The organism is Photobacterium sanguinicancri (assembly GCF_002265265.1).
Lineage (GTDB): Bacteria > Pseudomonadota > Gammaproteobacteria > Enterobacterales > Vibrionaceae > Photobacterium > Photobacterium sanguinicancri.
Window position 1 is genome coordinate 1 of record NZ_NOIF01000042.1, and the last position, 15,556, is coordinate 15,556.

Here is a 15,556-nt window from a genome sequence, read left to right on the forward strand (position 1 = left end):
ATATTAATCAGTGTGGTTTTTAGTTTTTTTGCTGTAATGAGTGTTAATGCAGCTAGCTTGAATGTGGCACTGGGTGATGCGACCAGCGTGACCACGAAAGAAGAAATAGGCACTATTTTTATTGCTTCACCTGAAGTGGCCGATTATCAGATATTAGATGGTAATAAATTTATTATATTTGGACGAACTCGTGGTGATACCAGAGTGATGGTGTTCGGAAAAGGCAATAATAAAATATACGACCGTAAAGTAAATGTTGTTCGTGATGTAAGCTTAGTCAATCGTCAGCTAAAAATGCATTACCCTGATTTGAACGTTATTATTGAAGCAATTGATGAGCAAGTGTTGGTGCGAGGTGAAATTATCAACCAAACTCAGCATCAGGAAGTGATTAAGCTTATTGGTGAATTACTTAAGTTAGAAAAAGATACTACCGTTGGTAATGATATTAAGAGTGGTGACGATAAAGATGGCGGCGTTGAAGCCTACTTTAATAAAAAAGTAGAATATAAAGGTTTAGTCGACAAACTTAAAATAGCTACTGCAGATCAAATTAATGTCAAACTTTCTATCGCTGAAGTGAGCCGTCAGTTAAATGAAGAGCTTGGTTTTAAGTGGAGCGGTATGTTTGGTGATCAAGGTAAGTTCTTGTTCACAGATTTTAAATTTGGTGAGTTGAGCACGATTCTAACCGCAATTAATGATGAATCGGTTGGCCAAATGCTAGCTGAGCCTAACTTGTCAGTGATTTCAGGCGAGTCTGCAAGCTTCATGGTTGGCGGTGAGTTGCCTGTTGTTACATCAAGTAATAACGGTACTTCGGTGACTTACAAGTCTTATGGTATCAAGCTCGCATTTGCTGCAAAAACGTTAGAGAGTGGCCGTATTCGCCTTAAGTTAAGCCCAGAAGTCAGTAGCTTAGACAAGGCCTATCAAATCCGTGGTGATTCTTTCCCTGCGCTGCGTACGCGTAAAGCTGAAACAACCATTGAGATCAAAGACGGTGAGAGCTTTGTGCTAGCGGGCTTACTAAGCAGCGATGATGTTGAAGGTATTTCAAAATTACCTGGTGCGGGTGATATTCCTATTATAGGTAGCTTATTTAGGAATACGACCACTGAGCGTACTAAGCGTGAATTGATTATTGTGGCAACGGTAAACCGTGTGAAGTCACAGCATCAATCAGAGATTCAAATGCCAAATATGCAGCGCACCAGTACGCTAAATCGTCTATTAGGGTTAACAGCACAACCGAAATATGGCGTGACCTATGAATTGCTTTCTAATGGTGGCTTTAAAAAATGATTATAACGAAAAGCACTAAACAGACTTTACTGGTAAGCATTGTACTATCGCTTACCTTGCTGAGCGGTTGTAGCCAAGGCCCCGCGGTTGTTGGTACTGAAGCGGTATTAGTACCGTTATCAACAGAATTGAAGATAGGTGCAAAAACAAACAGAGCCGCTGATCAAAACAAAGTCTATTTGCGTGCTCGCGATTTTGTTATTACGCAGTTTGATCAAGGTGCTGAAAAAGTGGTTATTACAGCTGTGACTAAAAAAGGTAAGCAGCTTCAAGCCAAAATGAAACGTAATTTAGGTAAGTATCAGCAATGGATTGATTACAAAATAGAGGTAAAGCCGCATTCTTCTACAGATTTGTTTTTAGTTGCTAATCGAACGCAAGTTTTAATTCCGCCTTGTCAGCCCTTAGGGCAATATAACGCTTGGGATCAACAGGATGGTTGTTTTTCTGAACGCGCTCGCAATAAACAGTTAGCGACGCCTTCAACTCTCATGCCTGTTGTATCCGAAATGACAATTGAACAGCGAGAAGGCCATTAATGTTAGATCTTACTGAAGCGCTCAAATCCACCCAAGCAGCGGATGAAACTTTAGGGCTTGGTAGTGTTCTTTTTTATCAGTCAGAGCATTGCCGCGATTTAGTTAAAGAAGTATTCCGCTTTGACGCGTTAGGTGAGCCAGAACTACGTCAAATGAAAGCATCGTCATGGAATGAGTTTTTCGCGGCTAATCAACTTAGTATTGATATGGTGCTCATTGAACTCACAGATTGTGAGGATGTGGTGACACGCATGGCAGAACTTGCGCCCCAAATCCCTAATACTGCTTCTGTGATAGTTATTGGTAAAGAAGATGCCATTTCTACCATTCGTTCACTCAAAGAAATGGGTTTCTACTATGTGTTTTGGCCTGTAGTTAAAAGTGAATTAAGCGATTTTATGCGCCATGTGGTAAAAAACCACCATGGTGGCAAGGGGTTAGGTAAAGAGCGTAAAGCAAAGCGCATTGCCGTTGTTGGCTCTAAAGGTGGTGTGGGCGCCTCTCTACTGAGTTGTGAGTTAGCTCGATTTTTACGTAAAGAAACCCAAAGTAGAGTCATGCTGGTTGATCATAACTATACCGATAGTAATTTAGATGTATTACTTGGAATGGATGATTACCCAAAAATTGATATGAGCAAGTCATCGGTTAAATTGACTCAGCTTGATGAAGATTCTGCGCAATCAATGCTACTGAAAGTGAACGATGGCTTATCACTGCTGGCGATTGATGGTGACAAAACAGCGGTTACGGATTGTTTGAAAGAAAGTGATGCAGTCGCTTCCTTGCTGCTTCGTCGCTTCAATTTGATCGTAGAAGATTTTTCGGCTTCCGTCCCTTTTGCTATCGACTACAAACATTTTTGTGAAAGCTACGATACTGTGATCGTGGTGGCAGATCCAACTGTCTCATCCGTTCGTTCAGCCAAGCGCATGTTACATAGCCTTGATATGGCGGCACGTATGTCACTTAAAACACCTCGTAGCTTACTCGTTCTTAATCAACACCGGACCTTTCGTGACGGTATTTTATACAAAAACGAAATAGAGAAAGAGTTAGCGCGTATTGTTGATATTGAAGTCGCTCATGATAAAACAATTCCAGCTACCTTACTGTCAGGAAAGCGATTTATCGACCTTAATGGTAAGTTTTCGGCAAAAATCCTTACACTATCTGGTTTAGTGCTCGGACGTTCAATTGAAGTAAAAGCGAATCCTTTTCAGCAATTACTCGAAAAGTTTACATCTTTGGTATCGAAAAAATAAACGTAGCAAAATAAGGCCATAGCCAAGCCTGATACTTATTTAAATAATAATGATAAAGAGAAAATAATGAGTGCTGCGAAGTCACTATATTTGGATATTCGAAATCGTATTTTCGAAGCTTTAGACACCACCGCTGTGGAAAGTGCTAGTAAAGAGCAGTTACGCGCGCAGTTAACCAATGGCGTTGATATGCTGGTTGAGCAAATGGAGCAACCTGTTCCTGCTATTTTACGCCGTCAGTACGTTACTAACTTAATAGATGAATTGACAGGACTTGGACCACTTCAGCCTTTGATGGATGATGAAGATATCACCGATATTATGGTTAATGGTCCTGATAATATCTTTATTGAGCGTAATGGTATTGTTGAACAAACGGATATCAGCTTTGTTGATGATAAGCAGTTACGCCAAGTCGCTCAGCGCATTGTTTCGCGTGTTGGCCGTCGTATAGATGAATCAACGCCCATGGCAGATGCCCGCTTACCTGATGGTAGCCGTGTAAATGCCGTAATTAGCCCGATCAGTATTGATGGCACCGCAATTTCCATTCGTAAATTTAAGAAGCAAAGTATTGGTTTACCTGAGCTAGTTGAGTTTGGCGCGATGAGTCCACAAATGGCAAAAGTACTGATGATTGCTGCTCGTTGCCGCTGTAATATTTTGATTTCTGGTGGTACAGGTTCAGGTAAAACCACGCTTCTGAATGGCTTATCGCAATATATATCTGAAAAAGAACGTATTTTAACCATCGAAGATGCAGCGGAATTACGCTTGTTACAGCCCCATGTTTTGCGTTTAGAAACGCGGGTATCAGGAACCGAAGGAACTGGTGCTATATCTCAGCGAGATCTAGTGATTAACGCCCTTCGTATGCGTCCTGATCGTATTATTATTGGTGAGTGTCGTGGCCCTGAAGCGTTTGAAATGCTGCAAGCGATGAATACGGGCCATGATGGTTCAATGTCGACATTGCACGCCAATACTCCGCGCGATGCGTTAGCCCGTGTTGAAAGTATGATCATGATGGCGAACTTGAGCCTGCCGTTAGAAGCTATTCGTCGTACTATCGTGAGCGCCGTGAATATTGTGATTCAGGCTAACCGTTTACATGATGGTAGCCGGAAAGTGACGGCTATTTCTGAAGTCGTTGGCTTAGAAGGCGAAAATGTAGTGATGGAAGATATTTTCCGTTTTGAAGCCGATGACCATCAAACGGAAGGTGAAAAAATTTCGGGTCGCTTTGTAACGCCAGGTTTAATGCAACGTTCAGAGTTAGCGAAAAAATCAAAATTCTTTGGTTTATATGATGAACTGATGACAGCTTTTCGTTAATTCATTTTAATCAAAAACAGGGATAAGGCATGACCCTTTACTTCTCTTTAGTGTTGATTGGTGCAGCAGCACTGTTATATAGCAGTACCGTTAAAAAGCAAAAAATATCAGCAATAAAGAAGGATCAAAAAACACAGTCAGAAAATGAGATTAATTTAGTTAACCTTGCATCTCTAAAGGGTGAAAGTGTTAAAGACCGTTTTTTAATCCGTTTAAATGGTGTGTTTTCTCAACTTGGTAAGAAAGGGCTTATTCAGGCGGCGATTGGGATAGGTATTATTAGCTTTGGTATGAGCTACGTCGTTGGTGTGTATCTTGCGCTTGGCTTTGTATCGGGTATGTCTGCTTTAGTTGCAACGCCTTTTGTCGCTGCTTTTATTTTGTTTCGTTTCTTACTGGCGCGTAGGAAAAAACAGTTTGAAGCCTCTTTTCCTGATGCTATTAACTTAATGACCAGTGCGGTGAGCTCTGGCGAAAGTGTAATGCAAGCTATCCAGTTTGTGGGTAATAAATTAGATACTGTTGTTGGCAAAGAGTTTAAATGGGTAGGGCAGCGGTTACAAATTGGTGAGTCGCCTGATGATGTATTTCGTCGCTCGTGCCAAAACTGTCCGTATAAAAGCTATCGTTTTTTTATTATTACGTTACGAGCTAACATGATCCGCGGCGGCCAGTTAAGAGAGATAATGACTCGTTTAAATCGGGTATTATTTGATGCTCGCTCGGTAGAGAAAAAAACTAACGCAATGACATCGGAGGCACGCCTTTCGGCAAAAATTGTCGGTGCTATTCCATTTTTGTTCCTTTTCGGAATGCAATATATGAGCCCCGAGAATTTTGATTTTGTATTACGAGATCCTAACGGGCGCGTCATTCTTTATTACCTCATTGGTAGTGAGACGATAGGCATGACGATCATTTGGTTACTAATTCGAGGTATCCGTTAATGTCTTCTATGGTCATTTCTCTCGTGACTTTATTTATCGGGATTATTGCTTTTAGTTGGATTCAGTCGGCACAACGTGCAAAACAGCGTAAGCGAATGCACAGTTTGTTGCAAAGCGAAGAGGTTGAATCTGAAGCGAGACGTAATTTTCGCAAGGCAATGAATAAAATTAGCTCTGAAAATAAAAAAGAGTTTGAACATAAACTAGAGCAGGCTGGCGTTTATAATAAAGGGCTAGCGATTTATTACTTACCTGCAAAGTTTGGCATTATTGGCCTTACTTTCGTTATTTGTGCCTTTCAAGTGCTAGCGGGTGATTGGGAATTAAATGATGCCATTCTTCCACTATTTGGTGTCATGATTGCCATTATTTTAGTCCCAGATTGGGTATTAGCCGCTAAGAAAAAGACAGTCGAGCGTAACGTTGGCCGAGAGCTACCTTACCTGATTGATTTAATGGCCGTATGTGTGCAAACAGGTATGACATTAGAATCTGCAATGGCGTATTTAGCCGATGAAATGAAAGGTTTTGACAAACACTTAGCTTACCATATTCATAAAACAGCCGAACGTGCGCGTTTGACAGGGTTAGAAACCGCGTTAACCGAATTTGCAGTTCGTATTAATACCCAAGAAGTGCGTAGTTTTACCTTTACTTTATTACAAAGTCTTCAGCATGGTAGTTCGATTTATCAAGTGTTAATTACGCTATCAAAAGATATTCGTGAAGTGCAAATGCTTGAAACAGAAGAGAAAATTGGCTCGCTTTCAGCAAAGATGAGTGTGCCATTGATTATATTTATCATGATGCCAATTGTAATATTGATTATTGCGCCTGGTATTATGCGTTTAATGCAGTCGTAGGGACATTAGATGAGATTATTAAGTGTAATAATAGCGACTGTACTATTAGCGGGTTGCGCGGGCCAATCAAAGTCGACGATATCTGACGAAGAACGGATGGAAATAACGAAAAACTTTGATGGCTTACAAGATAATTATCGGGCGCGGTTACAAAAAAATCCGAATGATTATGACGCATCGGTAAAACTTGCAGCTACGTACTACAAAGACGGTGATACAGAAGCGGCAAGTTACTATATTGATCAAGTGCCAGATGACCAATGCAGTTTATTAAATAACTGCTGGTTAACTCGTGCCGATATTGCTTATTCAAAGAAAGATTATGGACAGGCCAAGTATTATATTGATTATAGCCTGGCCGTCGGTAAAGATGTTTACGCCGTTAAAAATCTTTATGGCATTATTTTGGCTCAGCAAGGCAATATGGATTTATCTCGTCGTTATTTTTTTGAAGCTCGAGTTGGTTTCAAAAATGAAGATACGATCCGCAATAATCTAGCGATGACTGAAATGATGGAAGGTAAATATAAACAAGCAGCGGAACGTTTACTACCACTTTATCAAAAAAACCGTTTTGATCCGCAAATTAAGGCAAATTTAATCGTTAGTTTGATGCTTTCTCAGCAATATAATGCAGTGAAAAATTTACTGATGCAGGAAATGAGCGAACAAGAAGCGGCAACCATGTTTGATCAGCTAAATGACGATTTAACACAGCCTAATTTATACCCATTAGCTTCCTATTCCGTTCCTAGCCATGCGCCTATAGTTACAGAAACAGAAACAGAAACAGAAACAGAAACAGAAACAGAAACAGAAACAGAAACAGAAACGAGCATTGAAGCGGAACAAGATGCTGTACCCACTGTACTAAATACCCAATTAGAAACGAATGAGCAGCAACAGGCTGATCATAATGAGGACGTTAAATCATGATGAAACGCGTATTGCCGTTAATACTTTTAGCTACAACATTTCATGTTCAGGCGAATGAAACTTTGCTTCAGCACTTATGTGAAACAACCGCTTTTAATCAAGAGTTAACCATCACTCAGCATCAGCCAGTTGTGATTGCACATCATCGTAATGGTCAAATGCTAACGGGCAAACCTGTTGATCTGGATTTATCAGCGTATGCTGAGTTACTGGCAGATACCACAGATATTAACCGAGATTGCTTAGCTTACCTTGAGCAAAATGATGTAGTCAGAATTGTAGATAATGATACCTCTCCTCAGTTCCAGAGTGGGCAAACTATTGCACGGGTATTTTTTACTTTTGACCGCTCAACACTGAGCAAAACATCGGTACGTATTCTTGAAAAGATTGCGGGTCAATTAAAGCACAGTAACGCGATGATTCAGCTTGAAGGCCATACTGATGCAAAGGGCAGTGCCGAATATAACTTGGCATTAGGGTTGCGTCGTAGTGAGTCGGTAGAAGCGTTCTTGAAATCGCGTGGAATGCAAAGTAACCAATTAAAAGCGTCTAGCAAGGGTGAGTCTGCACCTGTTGCTGATAACAGCACTGAAACGGGGCGTGAGTTAAACCGACGTGTTGAGATAAAAGTGTAATAGAACCTTATCTTTCGCATGATCAAAAATCCCAGCGCAAGTTCGACTTGGCTGGGATTTTTTCGTGCTATTGATTGCTCTATTCGTAGCTGAGCTGAGCTGAGCTGAGTCTGTGGATTAGAGGAGTGGGCTAAACATATAGAAAAATTGCTCAGCAAGCTTATGCTGGACTGAACGTTTTTCCCACTCTCGCCAATCAACTAAGGTGGAGTTTTTAATATATTCTTGCTGTAGCCAGCTTAATTGTTGGGTAAATTCAGCACTGTCTACGGCTAATGTGACTTCAAAGTTCAGCCACAAACTGCGCATGTCCAAGTTAACTGTGCCGATTAAGCAATGATTATCGTCGATAACGACTGATTTAGTGTGCAACAGTCCGCCATGGAATCGATAAATTTTTACGCCCGCACTGAGTAACTCAGCAAAAAATGAACGACTTGCCCATTCAACCATGGTGGAATCGTTTTTATCTGGAATAATCAGACTGACATTGATCCCACGAAGTGCCGCACCGCGCAGGGCGTGAAGCAGATTCTCACTTGGCACAAAGTAAGGTGTTGTAATTACTACGCTTTCTAATGCTTGATAAATACTGAGTAGCAACACCTGATGGATGATTTCATCTGGCATTCCAGGGCCTGATGGGATGACCTGCACTGTATCAGAGTGCTCATCGGGATGGTTGACGTTACAACTCGGCATTGGCGGTAAGTCTCGCATCCCCGTTTCAACTTCCCAGTCCCAAGCTTGAATGCTGTTTAGCACTGTAACTGTTGGTCCGGTTAATCGCACCATCACATCTACCCACTCGCCAACTCCAGCATCGGTTTTAAAAAACCTTGGGTCGACTAAATTCATTGACCCTGTATAGGCAATTTCGTTGTCGATCACCACAATTTTACGGTGTTGACGTAAATCTAAGCGGCGTAAGAACATTCTAAACGGGGTGACGGCCAATGCTTCCGTGACTTCAATACCTGCATGACGCATTAATCGTGGCCAGTGAGATCGGAAAAAACGCATGCTACCTGCGGAATCTAATAATAGCTTGATGCGTACTCCACGCTTTGCTGCATCAATTAATGCGACACCGACTTCATCGGCTAAGCCGCCTGGGTGCCAGATATAAAATTCAAGATGAATGGAAAGCTGTGCTTGTTTTATATCTTCAATAATAGATTTTAAAATGGTTTGAGGTGAATCTTGAAGCGACAGGCTGTTGCCTACGAGGCTTGGTATACCTAGGCGATTTTCGCACAAATCACAGATTGGCCGCGCATATTGGCTCATCAGTTGTGGTTGGTGTTCAGGGCAATCATTCAGACGTTGAAACCAGTCTGCGTATGGGCTGAACATGTCTAATGCGCGTTTGGCTCGTTTCTTTCCTAGATTGAGTTCACCGAATAAAAGGTAGGCAATGATCCCACCGACCGGAATGATGTAAATAATCATCAACCACGCAAGAGAGACGCCAACGACACGACGTTTGAAAACAACCCGAATTGTAATACCCGCTATCAGTAGCCAATATAGAAAAACGCTAACCCAAGCTAGGATTTGATAAAACTGTTCCATTTACAGACTTATAATTGCAAAACTCTGTAGGCATTTTGCATCGTTTTGTCGCGAAAACATAGTGTTAACTCACTAAAGTCGGTGTTGAGTGCGGATTAAAGTGTAACGAGGAATACTAAAACTAATACCAGTACAAGTACCAAAGGATAGAAAATATCAGTGAGTATGCATTAAGTGTGATGTCATGGTGCTGATGTGAATAAAGTTGGTGTTTTATGCAGGATTGGTGAAAACAAACAGAGCCAAATATCAAAATATTGAAAAGTGCGCTTCACATTTTATTCGATAACTGATTTACTAGCCAGTAACACAATGGAAATACATTTTCTCGTTTCGTAAACTATATTTTACAAGCGTGCATCCAATGAAATAATGAAAACTAACACGACAGGGAAGGCGTATGGCAAGTCAATCGAGGGCGCAGTTTAGCTCCAAAATTGGTTTTATTTTAGCAGCAGCAGGTTCAGCCGTTGGATTAGGTAACATTTGGGGTTTTCCGACCCAAGCGGCAAGTAACGGCGGCGCTGTTTTTTTGATTGTATATTTATTGATGGTTTTTGCATTGGCATACCCACTGTTGGTGGCTGAACTTACTATTGGTCGTTACGGCAGTGCCAACCCCATTAAATCTCTACGTTCAATTTGGCCTCAACAGAAGAAAGTTGCGACTGGACTTGGTATTGCGGGCATGATCGCGGTTTCTATGATCCTCAGTTTCTATGCCATTGTCGCAGGCTGGTTGTTGGGTTCTTTAGCGGGGCCCATTCTTGAATCGCTTGGTATGGTGTCGGCCGCGCAATGGTTAGAGTCTTTCAGTACGGCTCGTAATCTTATTTTGATGGTTGTCTTTATGGTGCTCACCATAGTGGTGGTTCGTAATGGTGTTGCAGATGGTATCGAACGCTGGTCGACACGGTTAATGCCTGTTCTATTGGTATTGTTTGTATTGATGGTGGCCTACATCTTGACCCAAGATGGCGCGATCAATGGCCTGAAAATGTACCTTATTCCTGACTTTTCCCAGTTTAGCGCCGATCTTGTTGTGAGTGCGATGGGGCAAGCCTTCTTCTCTCTTTCGCTTGGTGTGTGTTCGATGATGGTATACGGCTCTTACATCAAAAAGGATGTAAACCTACCGAAAGTCGCTGCGCAAGTTGCTCTACTTGATACTGGTGTTGCTTTCATTGCCGGGCTATTGATTTTGCCTGCGATGTTTGTAGCTGCAAACAATGGTGTTGAAATTTATAACGAAGCAGGGGCTTTACTGTCATCAGACACTTTAGTCTTCAGCGTATTACCTGCGATGTTTGATACCATGGGCGCAGCTGGTTTATTGGTTGGTGTTCTGTTCTTCATTCTTATGGTTATCGCTGCACTCACATCGTCAATCTCGATGCTTGAAGTCCCCGTTGCTTGTGCAACCGAAGAGTTACAGCAAGATCGTAAAGTCGCAGTATGGTGGATTGGCGGCATTATTACCGTTTTCTCTGGCATTATCGTATTTAACTTTGGGGATATGTTTGGTTTGGTTATATCGCTGACCACGGAATATGCTCAGCCTATTTTAGGTATGGTATTCGCACTACTTGTTGGTTGGGTGTGGAAGCGCGATCAAGCATTACAAGAGATCAAGCAAGGTTACCCTGAACTGGAACAAGGCTTATTCTGGAAAATTTGGCCTTGGTATGTTCGTGTTGTTTGCCCACTACTGATGCTATTTGTATTCTTTGCCTAGACTACGGAATAGATAAAAGAAGAAAGCCACTCAATCGAGTGGTTTTCTTTTTATATAAAGGTATGGATAGCAGCCTGCACTTTATAATGACTTGGGTATATACTCCGCTTTCTATTATGTGCATGCCGCGTTCATGCCGTTTACCGCTTTCTCTACCTAAGGCCGCAGTATGTTTACATTGGTTCATCAACACCCTGACTTTTTAATTATCAATAAACACCCCAACGTGAGTGTGCATAAAGATGATAATGATCAGCCTTTGTTAGCGGCGGTTGCTGAGCAAACGGGTGATAAGCAGCTCTACTTGATTCATCGACTAGATAAGATGACATCAGGCTTGCTCTTATTAGGGCGTAATAAAGAGGCTGCAGCTTTACTCTCTGCTAATTTTGCCAATCGTGTTGTCGATAAGTTTTATATTGCGATCAGCACTAAAAAACCGAAGAAAAAACAAGGTGTCGTGGTGGGCGATATGAGTCGTTCTCGTCGCAGCAGCTGGAAACTTGAAAGTACCAAAGAAAACCCAGCAGTCACCCAGTTTTTTTCTGCAGCTGCGGGTAATGGTCGTCGGTTCTTTTTATGTAAGCCCCATACGGGTAAAACACACCAAATTCGGGTTGCGCTGCGCAGTGTCGGTGCTGGCATTACCGGGGATGCGATTTATGGCAGCGAAGATGCAGACCGTGGTTACTTGCATGCTTACTCGCTGGCATTTCCATATAAAGGCGAAACCCAACGTTTTACTTGCCCACCAGAACAAGGTGAGTTGTGGCATAGTGATGAAGTGAAAGTGGCGTTAGCACAATGGCAATCGCCGTGGACATTAACATGGCCAACATTGCCCGATAGCCTACAAAAGGCATGTCAGCGCTAAGTCTGTACTTATTACAACTTTTCAGTGCGTTAGTTTTGATTTTAGTACCGGTAGCTTAGGGATAGCAGCGTTATTCAACAAATATGGTTAAAACAAAAAATAACTTGGTTTAACTGCTGCTAACTTGTTCAAACGCAAATGCGATCTTAATACGACTTCTCTATAATATCGGTCTAGGAAATGACCTAGATTGAGGAATCGAATGCGCCTGACCCGTTCCGTCTCGCTACGTATGCGAATTAAGAAAAAGAAAAATAAAACCCGCTTTTGGGATTTAGCCTCTCTCCGTCGTAACCGCCACACCATTAAAACCCGTCTTAAACGCCATCGCCAAGTCCGAATCACCGCTGAGTATGTTGTACTCGCCAGCTCCCGTATTGAAGAAGAACAACTAAAGCTAGTCGCTTGAATTCGCTAGGTGATCATACTGACGCATCAGTGATCAAATCATTCTCGCTGGTTCAAAGTACCAATTACTGCGCAATATTCTGTTTAGCTAATTAATGGAATTGGTATTAGAATAGCGCCTTTATCTGAACAATCGACTGGCAAGATGGATATAAACGCACTTTCTCAATTAGAACAACACCTCCTTAATGCATTATCGACACCACCATCTGAAGTGCGTCGTTTGTTTCATGGCCGTGGTCGCTGCTGGCAGGGGTTAGAGCAAATCACGGTTGATTGGCTACAAGATCAAGTCTTGGTTTCTTTATTCAAAGAGCCTTCTGAAGAATTTCTTTCTGAGTTGAATGCGCTATTGCAGCGTTTACTCTTGACCACACAATGGCAGCAATGCGGTGCCAAGGCATTGTTACTCCAGCACCGTGATCGTGATGGTTCACCAACAGAAGTGATCTGGGGCGAATTGGGTGAATATCAAGATGTGGTCGAAAATGGTCTGACTTATAAGCTGGACTTAGGTCGTAAGCAAAACAATGGCTTATTTTTAGATATGCGTTATGGCCGTAAGTGGGTGCAGGAGCAGGCTGAAGGTAAGCGTGTTCTTAATTTATTTGCTTACACTTGTGGTTTCTCGATTGCTGCGATTGCCGGTGGCGCCGAGCATGTTGTGAACCTTGATATGGCTAGAGCAGCGTTGAGCCGAGGTCGAGATAATCATCATCTGAATAATCATGATTTATCAAAGGTTAGCTTCTTAGGCCATGAGCTGTTTAAGTCGTGGGGAAAAGTGCGCAAGATGGGCGCTTATGACTTGCTCATTATCGATCCGCCTTCGTTCCAAAAGGGCAGTTTTGCACTCACAAAAGATTACGCAAAAATATTACGTCGCTTGCCTGAGTTGTTGACTGAAAATGGCCAAGTGCTGGCATGTGTGAACGATCCATCTATTGATTCTCAGTTCTTAATCGATGGTATGGCGCAAGAAGCCCCTGAACTACAGTTTATTGAGCGGTTAGAAAACCCGCCTGAATTCAAAGATATTGATCCGGATGGTGGCTTAAAAGCCCTTATCTTCCGTCGATAATGTGCAGCGAGAGCGCTCTCTATTGAATGATTGCTTTGTTGAAATAAAATGGCCGCGAATAGTGATATTCGCGGCCATTTTTGTGTGACCTTTGCATCTTTACTGTCGCGATTACTGCATCAGTTGTTTACAGTATTCGCTATAAACTGATTGTTCAACCATGGTGCGCCCACGCATATCCATGATTTTTATATTGTAGCTAACACCTGCATCAAAAAGTGGTGTGAGTTCATCACTGCTACAATAGTTTGCTGCTGCCGCTTTTATGGTTTGAGATGGGGCCATTTTTCCTCCACCACCGTAAAGGACAGTAATTACAACCGTTTTATTTTTCGCCTGAGCTTTCATGACTTTATATTCGTCGATTTTGTCGTAAGGCGCTTTAGCGTTAATGGTTGCAGCTCGGCTTTTTGCTAAAGCAATGGCTGTATCATCTTCACTTGATGCACATCCATTCAAAACCAGAAGTGCAGCTACCGCTAATATTTTCTTCAGCATAAGTGTGGCTTTCTTATTGTTAGTGTTTACCGAGTGATTTTCTAAACCGCTTAATCAATTGACGCAATACCGTCTTTCTTTAAGCTAAGGTAAGACTTTTTTGAATGGTTTAACAATAACGTTTTGATAAACACCCGCGTCGATGTATGGATCGGCATCTGCCCATGATTTTGCGTCTTCAAGCGAGTTAAATTCAGCAATCACGGTTGAGCCCGTGAAGCCTGCTTCACCCGGGTTTTCGCTGTCGATAGCAGGGTTTGGGCCTGCAACTAATAATCGACCTTGTGCTTGAAGCTCTGTTAAACGCGCTAGGTGTTTTTCACGAACGCTTAAACGACGCTCTAGGCTATTTTCAACATCTTGAGAGAAGATTACATACCACATTGTTATATTCCTTTTTTGTGGAGAGCTGGGTATCAGTTGCTTGATTGTATCTTTGCGACGCGAGGGTATCAATGCTTTGCGATGAGAGCGTTTCACACTACAAAAAAGCCTCACAGCAAGTGAGGCTTTTTACTAGTTAGGCTTTTTTCACCGGGCGTGGTCGGCCTTCACTATTGATGGCGACATAGTTAAAGGTCGCTTCACAAACCTGATAGCGATCCCCAACGGCCTCGTGTGCCACTGGCTTAACCCAAACTTCAAGGCCTACGCTCATTGACGTGTTACCAATGCGCTTACATTCACCATAACAGCAAACAACGTCGCCAACACTGACAGGCGCTTTAAATGCGATGCTCTCGACGGAAACGGTGACTACGCGACCGCCTGAGATTTCTTTTGCCAAAATAGCACCAGCTAAATCAAGCTGAGACATGATCCAGCCACCAAAAATATCGCCATTGGCGTTGGTGTCTGCTGGCATTGCTAAGGTGCGGAGAAGGAGTTGTCCGCGAGGGATGTTGTTTTCTGTTGTCATTGTTGATTCCGAGTTACTGCTTGTCTGAACCGTTTTCTTTCGGCATATGGCGATAAATATACCCGCCAGTGGCAAGGGTAAAGAGTAACGTTAATACAAGCAAGCCGAATACTTTAAAGTTTACCCAAACATCGAGTGGTAAAGTGAATGCAACGTAGATATTAACAACGGCACACACGGTAAAAAATAAGACCCAAGCCAAATTTACTTTGTTCCAAACGGGATCGGGTAAAGTCAGTTCTTTACCTAGCATACTTTTAATTGCGGGTTTCCCCATGAACTGGCTAACCGCTAAGCCAATCGCAAAGAGCGCATAGACAATGGTGACTTTCCATTTAATGAAGTTTTCATCATGTAAGAATAGCGTCAAACTACCGAAAACAGCGACCATTGCGAAGGTGATTAGCTGCATTTTTTCGACTTTCTTGTACAAAAACCACGTCAAGGCAATTTGAATGGCGGTGGCTATGATTAAGGCACCTGTTGCAACGAAAATATCATGGGTTTTATACAAAACAAAAAAAACAATAAGCGGTATAAAATCGAGTAGTTGTTTCATGTGGCTGTGAGCCTTACTGACAAATATGTCTGGCTAGTATACCTAAACCGAGAGTAAATGGCAGAGTACTTGGCTGCTA

At 42.2% G+C, this 15,556-nt stretch carries 17 protein-coding genes; 12 read left to right on the plus strand and 5 right to left on the minus strand.

Going from position 1 to position 15,556, the window contains the following annotated elements; all coding sequences use genetic code 11:
* The 8 genes from ASV53_RS08885 to ASV53_RS08920 form a co-directional block, all read left to right on the plus strand.
* A partial coding sequence (locus ASV53_RS08885) for a type II and III secretion system protein family protein (protein WP_094956831.1) occupies positions 1-1,305 on the plus strand: 1,305 nt, incomplete at its 5' end.
* On the plus strand, positions 1,302-1,844 hold the full coding sequence (locus tag ASV53_RS08890) for a hypothetical protein (protein WP_094956832.1): 543 nt from the start codon (positions 1,302-1,304) through the stop codon (positions 1,842-1,844). The genes ASV53_RS08885 and ASV53_RS08890, both read left to right, overlap by 4 nt.
* On the plus strand, positions 1,844-3,109 hold the full coding sequence (locus ASV53_RS08895) for a CpaE/TadZ family protein (RefSeq protein WP_094956833.1): 1,266 nt from the start codon (positions 1,844-1,846) through the stop codon (positions 3,107-3,109). The genes ASV53_RS08890 and ASV53_RS08895 overlap by 1 nt, the downstream gene beginning before the upstream one ends.
* A 66-nt stretch (positions 3,110-3,175) precedes the next feature.
* Positions 3,176-4,444, plus strand: a complete 1,269-nt coding sequence (locus tag ASV53_RS08900) for a TadA family conjugal transfer-associated ATPase (protein WP_094956834.1) — start codon at positions 3,176-3,178, stop codon at positions 4,442-4,444.
* 29 nt (positions 4,445-4,473) lie between these two features.
* Positions 4,474-5,391 carry a type II secretion system F family protein gene (locus tag ASV53_RS08905; protein ID WP_205049194.1) on the plus strand — a complete coding sequence of 306 codons (918 nt, stop codon included), beginning with the start codon at positions 4,474-4,476 and terminating at the stop codon, positions 5,389-5,391.
* Entirely contained in the window at positions 5,391-6,254 is an 864-nt protein-coding gene (locus tag ASV53_RS08910) for a type II secretion system F family protein (RefSeq protein ID WP_094956835.1), read from the plus strand. The genes ASV53_RS08905 and ASV53_RS08910 overlap by 1 nt, the downstream gene beginning before the upstream one ends.
* 9 nt (positions 6,255-6,263) lie before the next feature.
* Positions 6,264-7,190: a hypothetical protein gene (locus ASV53_RS08915; RefSeq protein WP_205049195.1), complete on the plus strand. Its 927-nt coding sequence runs from the start codon at positions 6,264-6,266 to the stop codon at positions 7,188-7,190.
* Positions 7,187-7,828 (plus strand): OmpA family protein, encoded by a 642-nt coding sequence (locus tag ASV53_RS08920; RefSeq protein ID WP_094956837.1) that lies wholly within the window; start codon positions 7,187-7,189, stop codon positions 7,826-7,828. Before ASV53_RS08915 ends, ASV53_RS08920 begins: the two co-directional genes overlap by 4 nt.
* 117 nt (positions 7,829-7,945) lie before the next feature.
* Here the strand turns inward: ASV53_RS08920 and cls are convergent, their stop codons facing one another.
* The gene (cls, locus tag ASV53_RS08925; RefSeq protein WP_094956838.1) at positions 7,946-9,403 is read right to left on the minus strand and encodes a cardiolipin synthase; all 1,458 of its coding nucleotides are present in this window, start codon (positions 9,401-9,403) and stop codon (positions 7,946-7,948) included.
* 400 nt (positions 9,404-9,803) lie between these two features.
* Here cls and ASV53_RS08930 point away from each other — a divergent pair, with 400 nt between their 5' ends.
* The 4 genes from ASV53_RS08930 (at position 9,804) to ASV53_RS08945 (ending at position 13,501) form a co-directional block, all read left to right on the plus strand.
* Entirely contained in the window at positions 9,804-11,138 is a 1,335-nt protein-coding gene (locus ASV53_RS08930; RefSeq protein WP_094956839.1) for a sodium-dependent transporter, read from the plus strand.
* A 169-nt stretch (positions 11,139-11,307) separates the two neighbouring features.
* Positions 11,308-12,012 (plus strand): TIGR01621 family pseudouridine synthase, encoded by a 705-nt coding sequence (locus ASV53_RS08935; RefSeq protein ID WP_094956840.1) that lies wholly within the window; start codon positions 11,308-11,310, stop codon positions 12,010-12,012.
* A 202-nt stretch (positions 12,013-12,214) separates the two neighbouring features.
* Positions 12,215-12,421 carry a hypothetical protein gene (locus ASV53_RS08940; RefSeq protein ID WP_062690758.1) on the plus strand — a complete coding sequence of 69 codons (207 nt, stop codon included), beginning with the start codon at positions 12,215-12,217 and terminating at the stop codon, positions 12,419-12,421.
* Positions 12,422-12,565: 144 nt separating this feature from the next.
* Positions 12,566-13,501, plus strand: coding sequence for a class I SAM-dependent methyltransferase (locus ASV53_RS08945; protein WP_094956841.1), 936 nt, complete (start codon positions 12,566-12,568; stop codon positions 13,499-13,501).
* Positions 13,502-13,612: 111 nt separating this feature from the next.
* On the opposite strand, the gene gspS2 is transcribed toward ASV53_RS08945, so the two are convergent.
* From gspS2 to ASV53_RS08965, 4 genes are all read right to left on the minus strand, one after another.
* The gene (gspS2, locus tag ASV53_RS08950; RefSeq protein ID WP_062690760.1) at positions 13,613-13,999 is read right to left on the minus strand and encodes a type II secretion system pilot lipoprotein GspS-beta; all 387 of its coding nucleotides are present in this window, start codon (positions 13,997-13,999) and stop codon (positions 13,613-13,615) included.
* A gap of 84 nt (positions 14,000-14,083) precedes the next feature.
* Positions 14,084-14,383, minus strand: a complete 300-nt coding sequence (locus ASV53_RS08955; RefSeq protein ID WP_094956842.1) for a YciI family protein — start codon at positions 14,381-14,383, stop codon at positions 14,084-14,086.
* Between the two features lie 136 nt (positions 14,384-14,519).
* Complete coding sequence (gene yciA / locus ASV53_RS08960; protein WP_062690762.1) at positions 14,520-14,918, minus strand: acyl-CoA thioester hydrolase YciA; 399 nt, start codon at positions 14,916-14,918, stop codon at positions 14,520-14,522.
* 13 nt (positions 14,919-14,931) lie between these two features.
* Positions 14,932-15,477, minus strand: a complete 546-nt coding sequence (locus tag ASV53_RS08965) for a septation protein A (protein ID WP_062690763.1) — start codon at positions 15,475-15,477, stop codon at positions 14,932-14,934.
* Between the last annotated feature and the right edge of the window lie 79 nt (positions 15,478-15,556).

Excerpts from the sequence above, each read along its gene's own strand:
- ASV53_RS08955 (WP_094956842.1), bottom strand. The coding sequence starts at position 14,383 with ATGTGGTATGTAATCTTCTCTCAAGATGTTGAAAATAGCCTAGAGCGT.
- ASV53_RS08915 (WP_205049195.1), top strand. The coding sequence starts at position 6,264 with ATGAGATTATTAAGTGTAATAATAGCGACTGTACTATTAGCGGGTTGC.
- ASV53_RS08890 (WP_094956832.1), top strand. The coding sequence starts at position 1,302 with ATGATTATAACGAAAAGCACTAAACAGACTTTACTGGTAAGCATTGTA.
- cls (WP_094956838.1), bottom strand. The coding sequence starts at position 9,403 with ATGGAACAGTTTTATCAAATCCTAGCTTGGGTTAGCGTTTTTCTATAT.
- ASV53_RS08920 (WP_094956837.1), top strand. The coding sequence starts at position 7,187 with ATGATGAAACGCGTATTGCCGTTAATACTTTTAGCTACAACATTTCAT.
- ASV53_RS08905 (WP_205049194.1), top strand. The coding sequence starts at position 4,474 with ATGACCCTTTACTTCTCTTTAGTGTTGATTGGTGCAGCAGCACTGTTA.
- ASV53_RS08910 (WP_094956835.1), top strand. The coding sequence starts at position 5,391 with ATGTCTTCTATGGTCATTTCTCTCGTGACTTTATTTATCGGGATTATT.
- ASV53_RS08895 (WP_094956833.1), top strand. The coding sequence starts at position 1,844 with ATGTTAGATCTTACTGAAGCGCTCAAATCCACCCAAGCAGCGGATGAA.
- ASV53_RS08965 (WP_062690763.1), bottom strand. The coding sequence starts at position 15,477 with ATGAAACAACTACTCGATTTTATACCGCTTATTGTTTTTTTTGTTTTG.
- ASV53_RS08940 (WP_062690758.1), top strand. The coding sequence starts at position 12,215 with ATGCGCCTGACCCGTTCCGTCTCGCTACGTATGCGAATTAAGAAAAAG.
- ASV53_RS08930 (WP_094956839.1), top strand. The coding sequence starts at position 9,804 with ATGGCAAGTCAATCGAGGGCGCAGTTTAGCTCCAAAATTGGTTTTATT.
- ASV53_RS08900 (WP_094956834.1), top strand. The coding sequence starts at position 3,176 with ATGAGTGCTGCGAAGTCACTATATTTGGATATTCGAAATCGTATTTTC.
- yciA (WP_062690762.1), bottom strand. The coding sequence starts at position 14,918 with ATGACAACAGAAAACAACATCCCTCGCGGACAACTCCTTCTCCGCACC.
- gspS2 (WP_062690760.1), bottom strand. The coding sequence starts at position 13,999 with ATGCTGAAGAAAATATTAGCGGTAGCTGCACTTCTGGTTTTGAATGGA.
- ASV53_RS08945 (WP_094956841.1), top strand. The coding sequence starts at position 12,566 with ATGGATATAAACGCACTTTCTCAATTAGAACAACACCTCCTTAATGCA.
- ASV53_RS08935 (WP_094956840.1), top strand. The coding sequence starts at position 11,308 with ATGTTTACATTGGTTCATCAACACCCTGACTTTTTAATTATCAATAAA.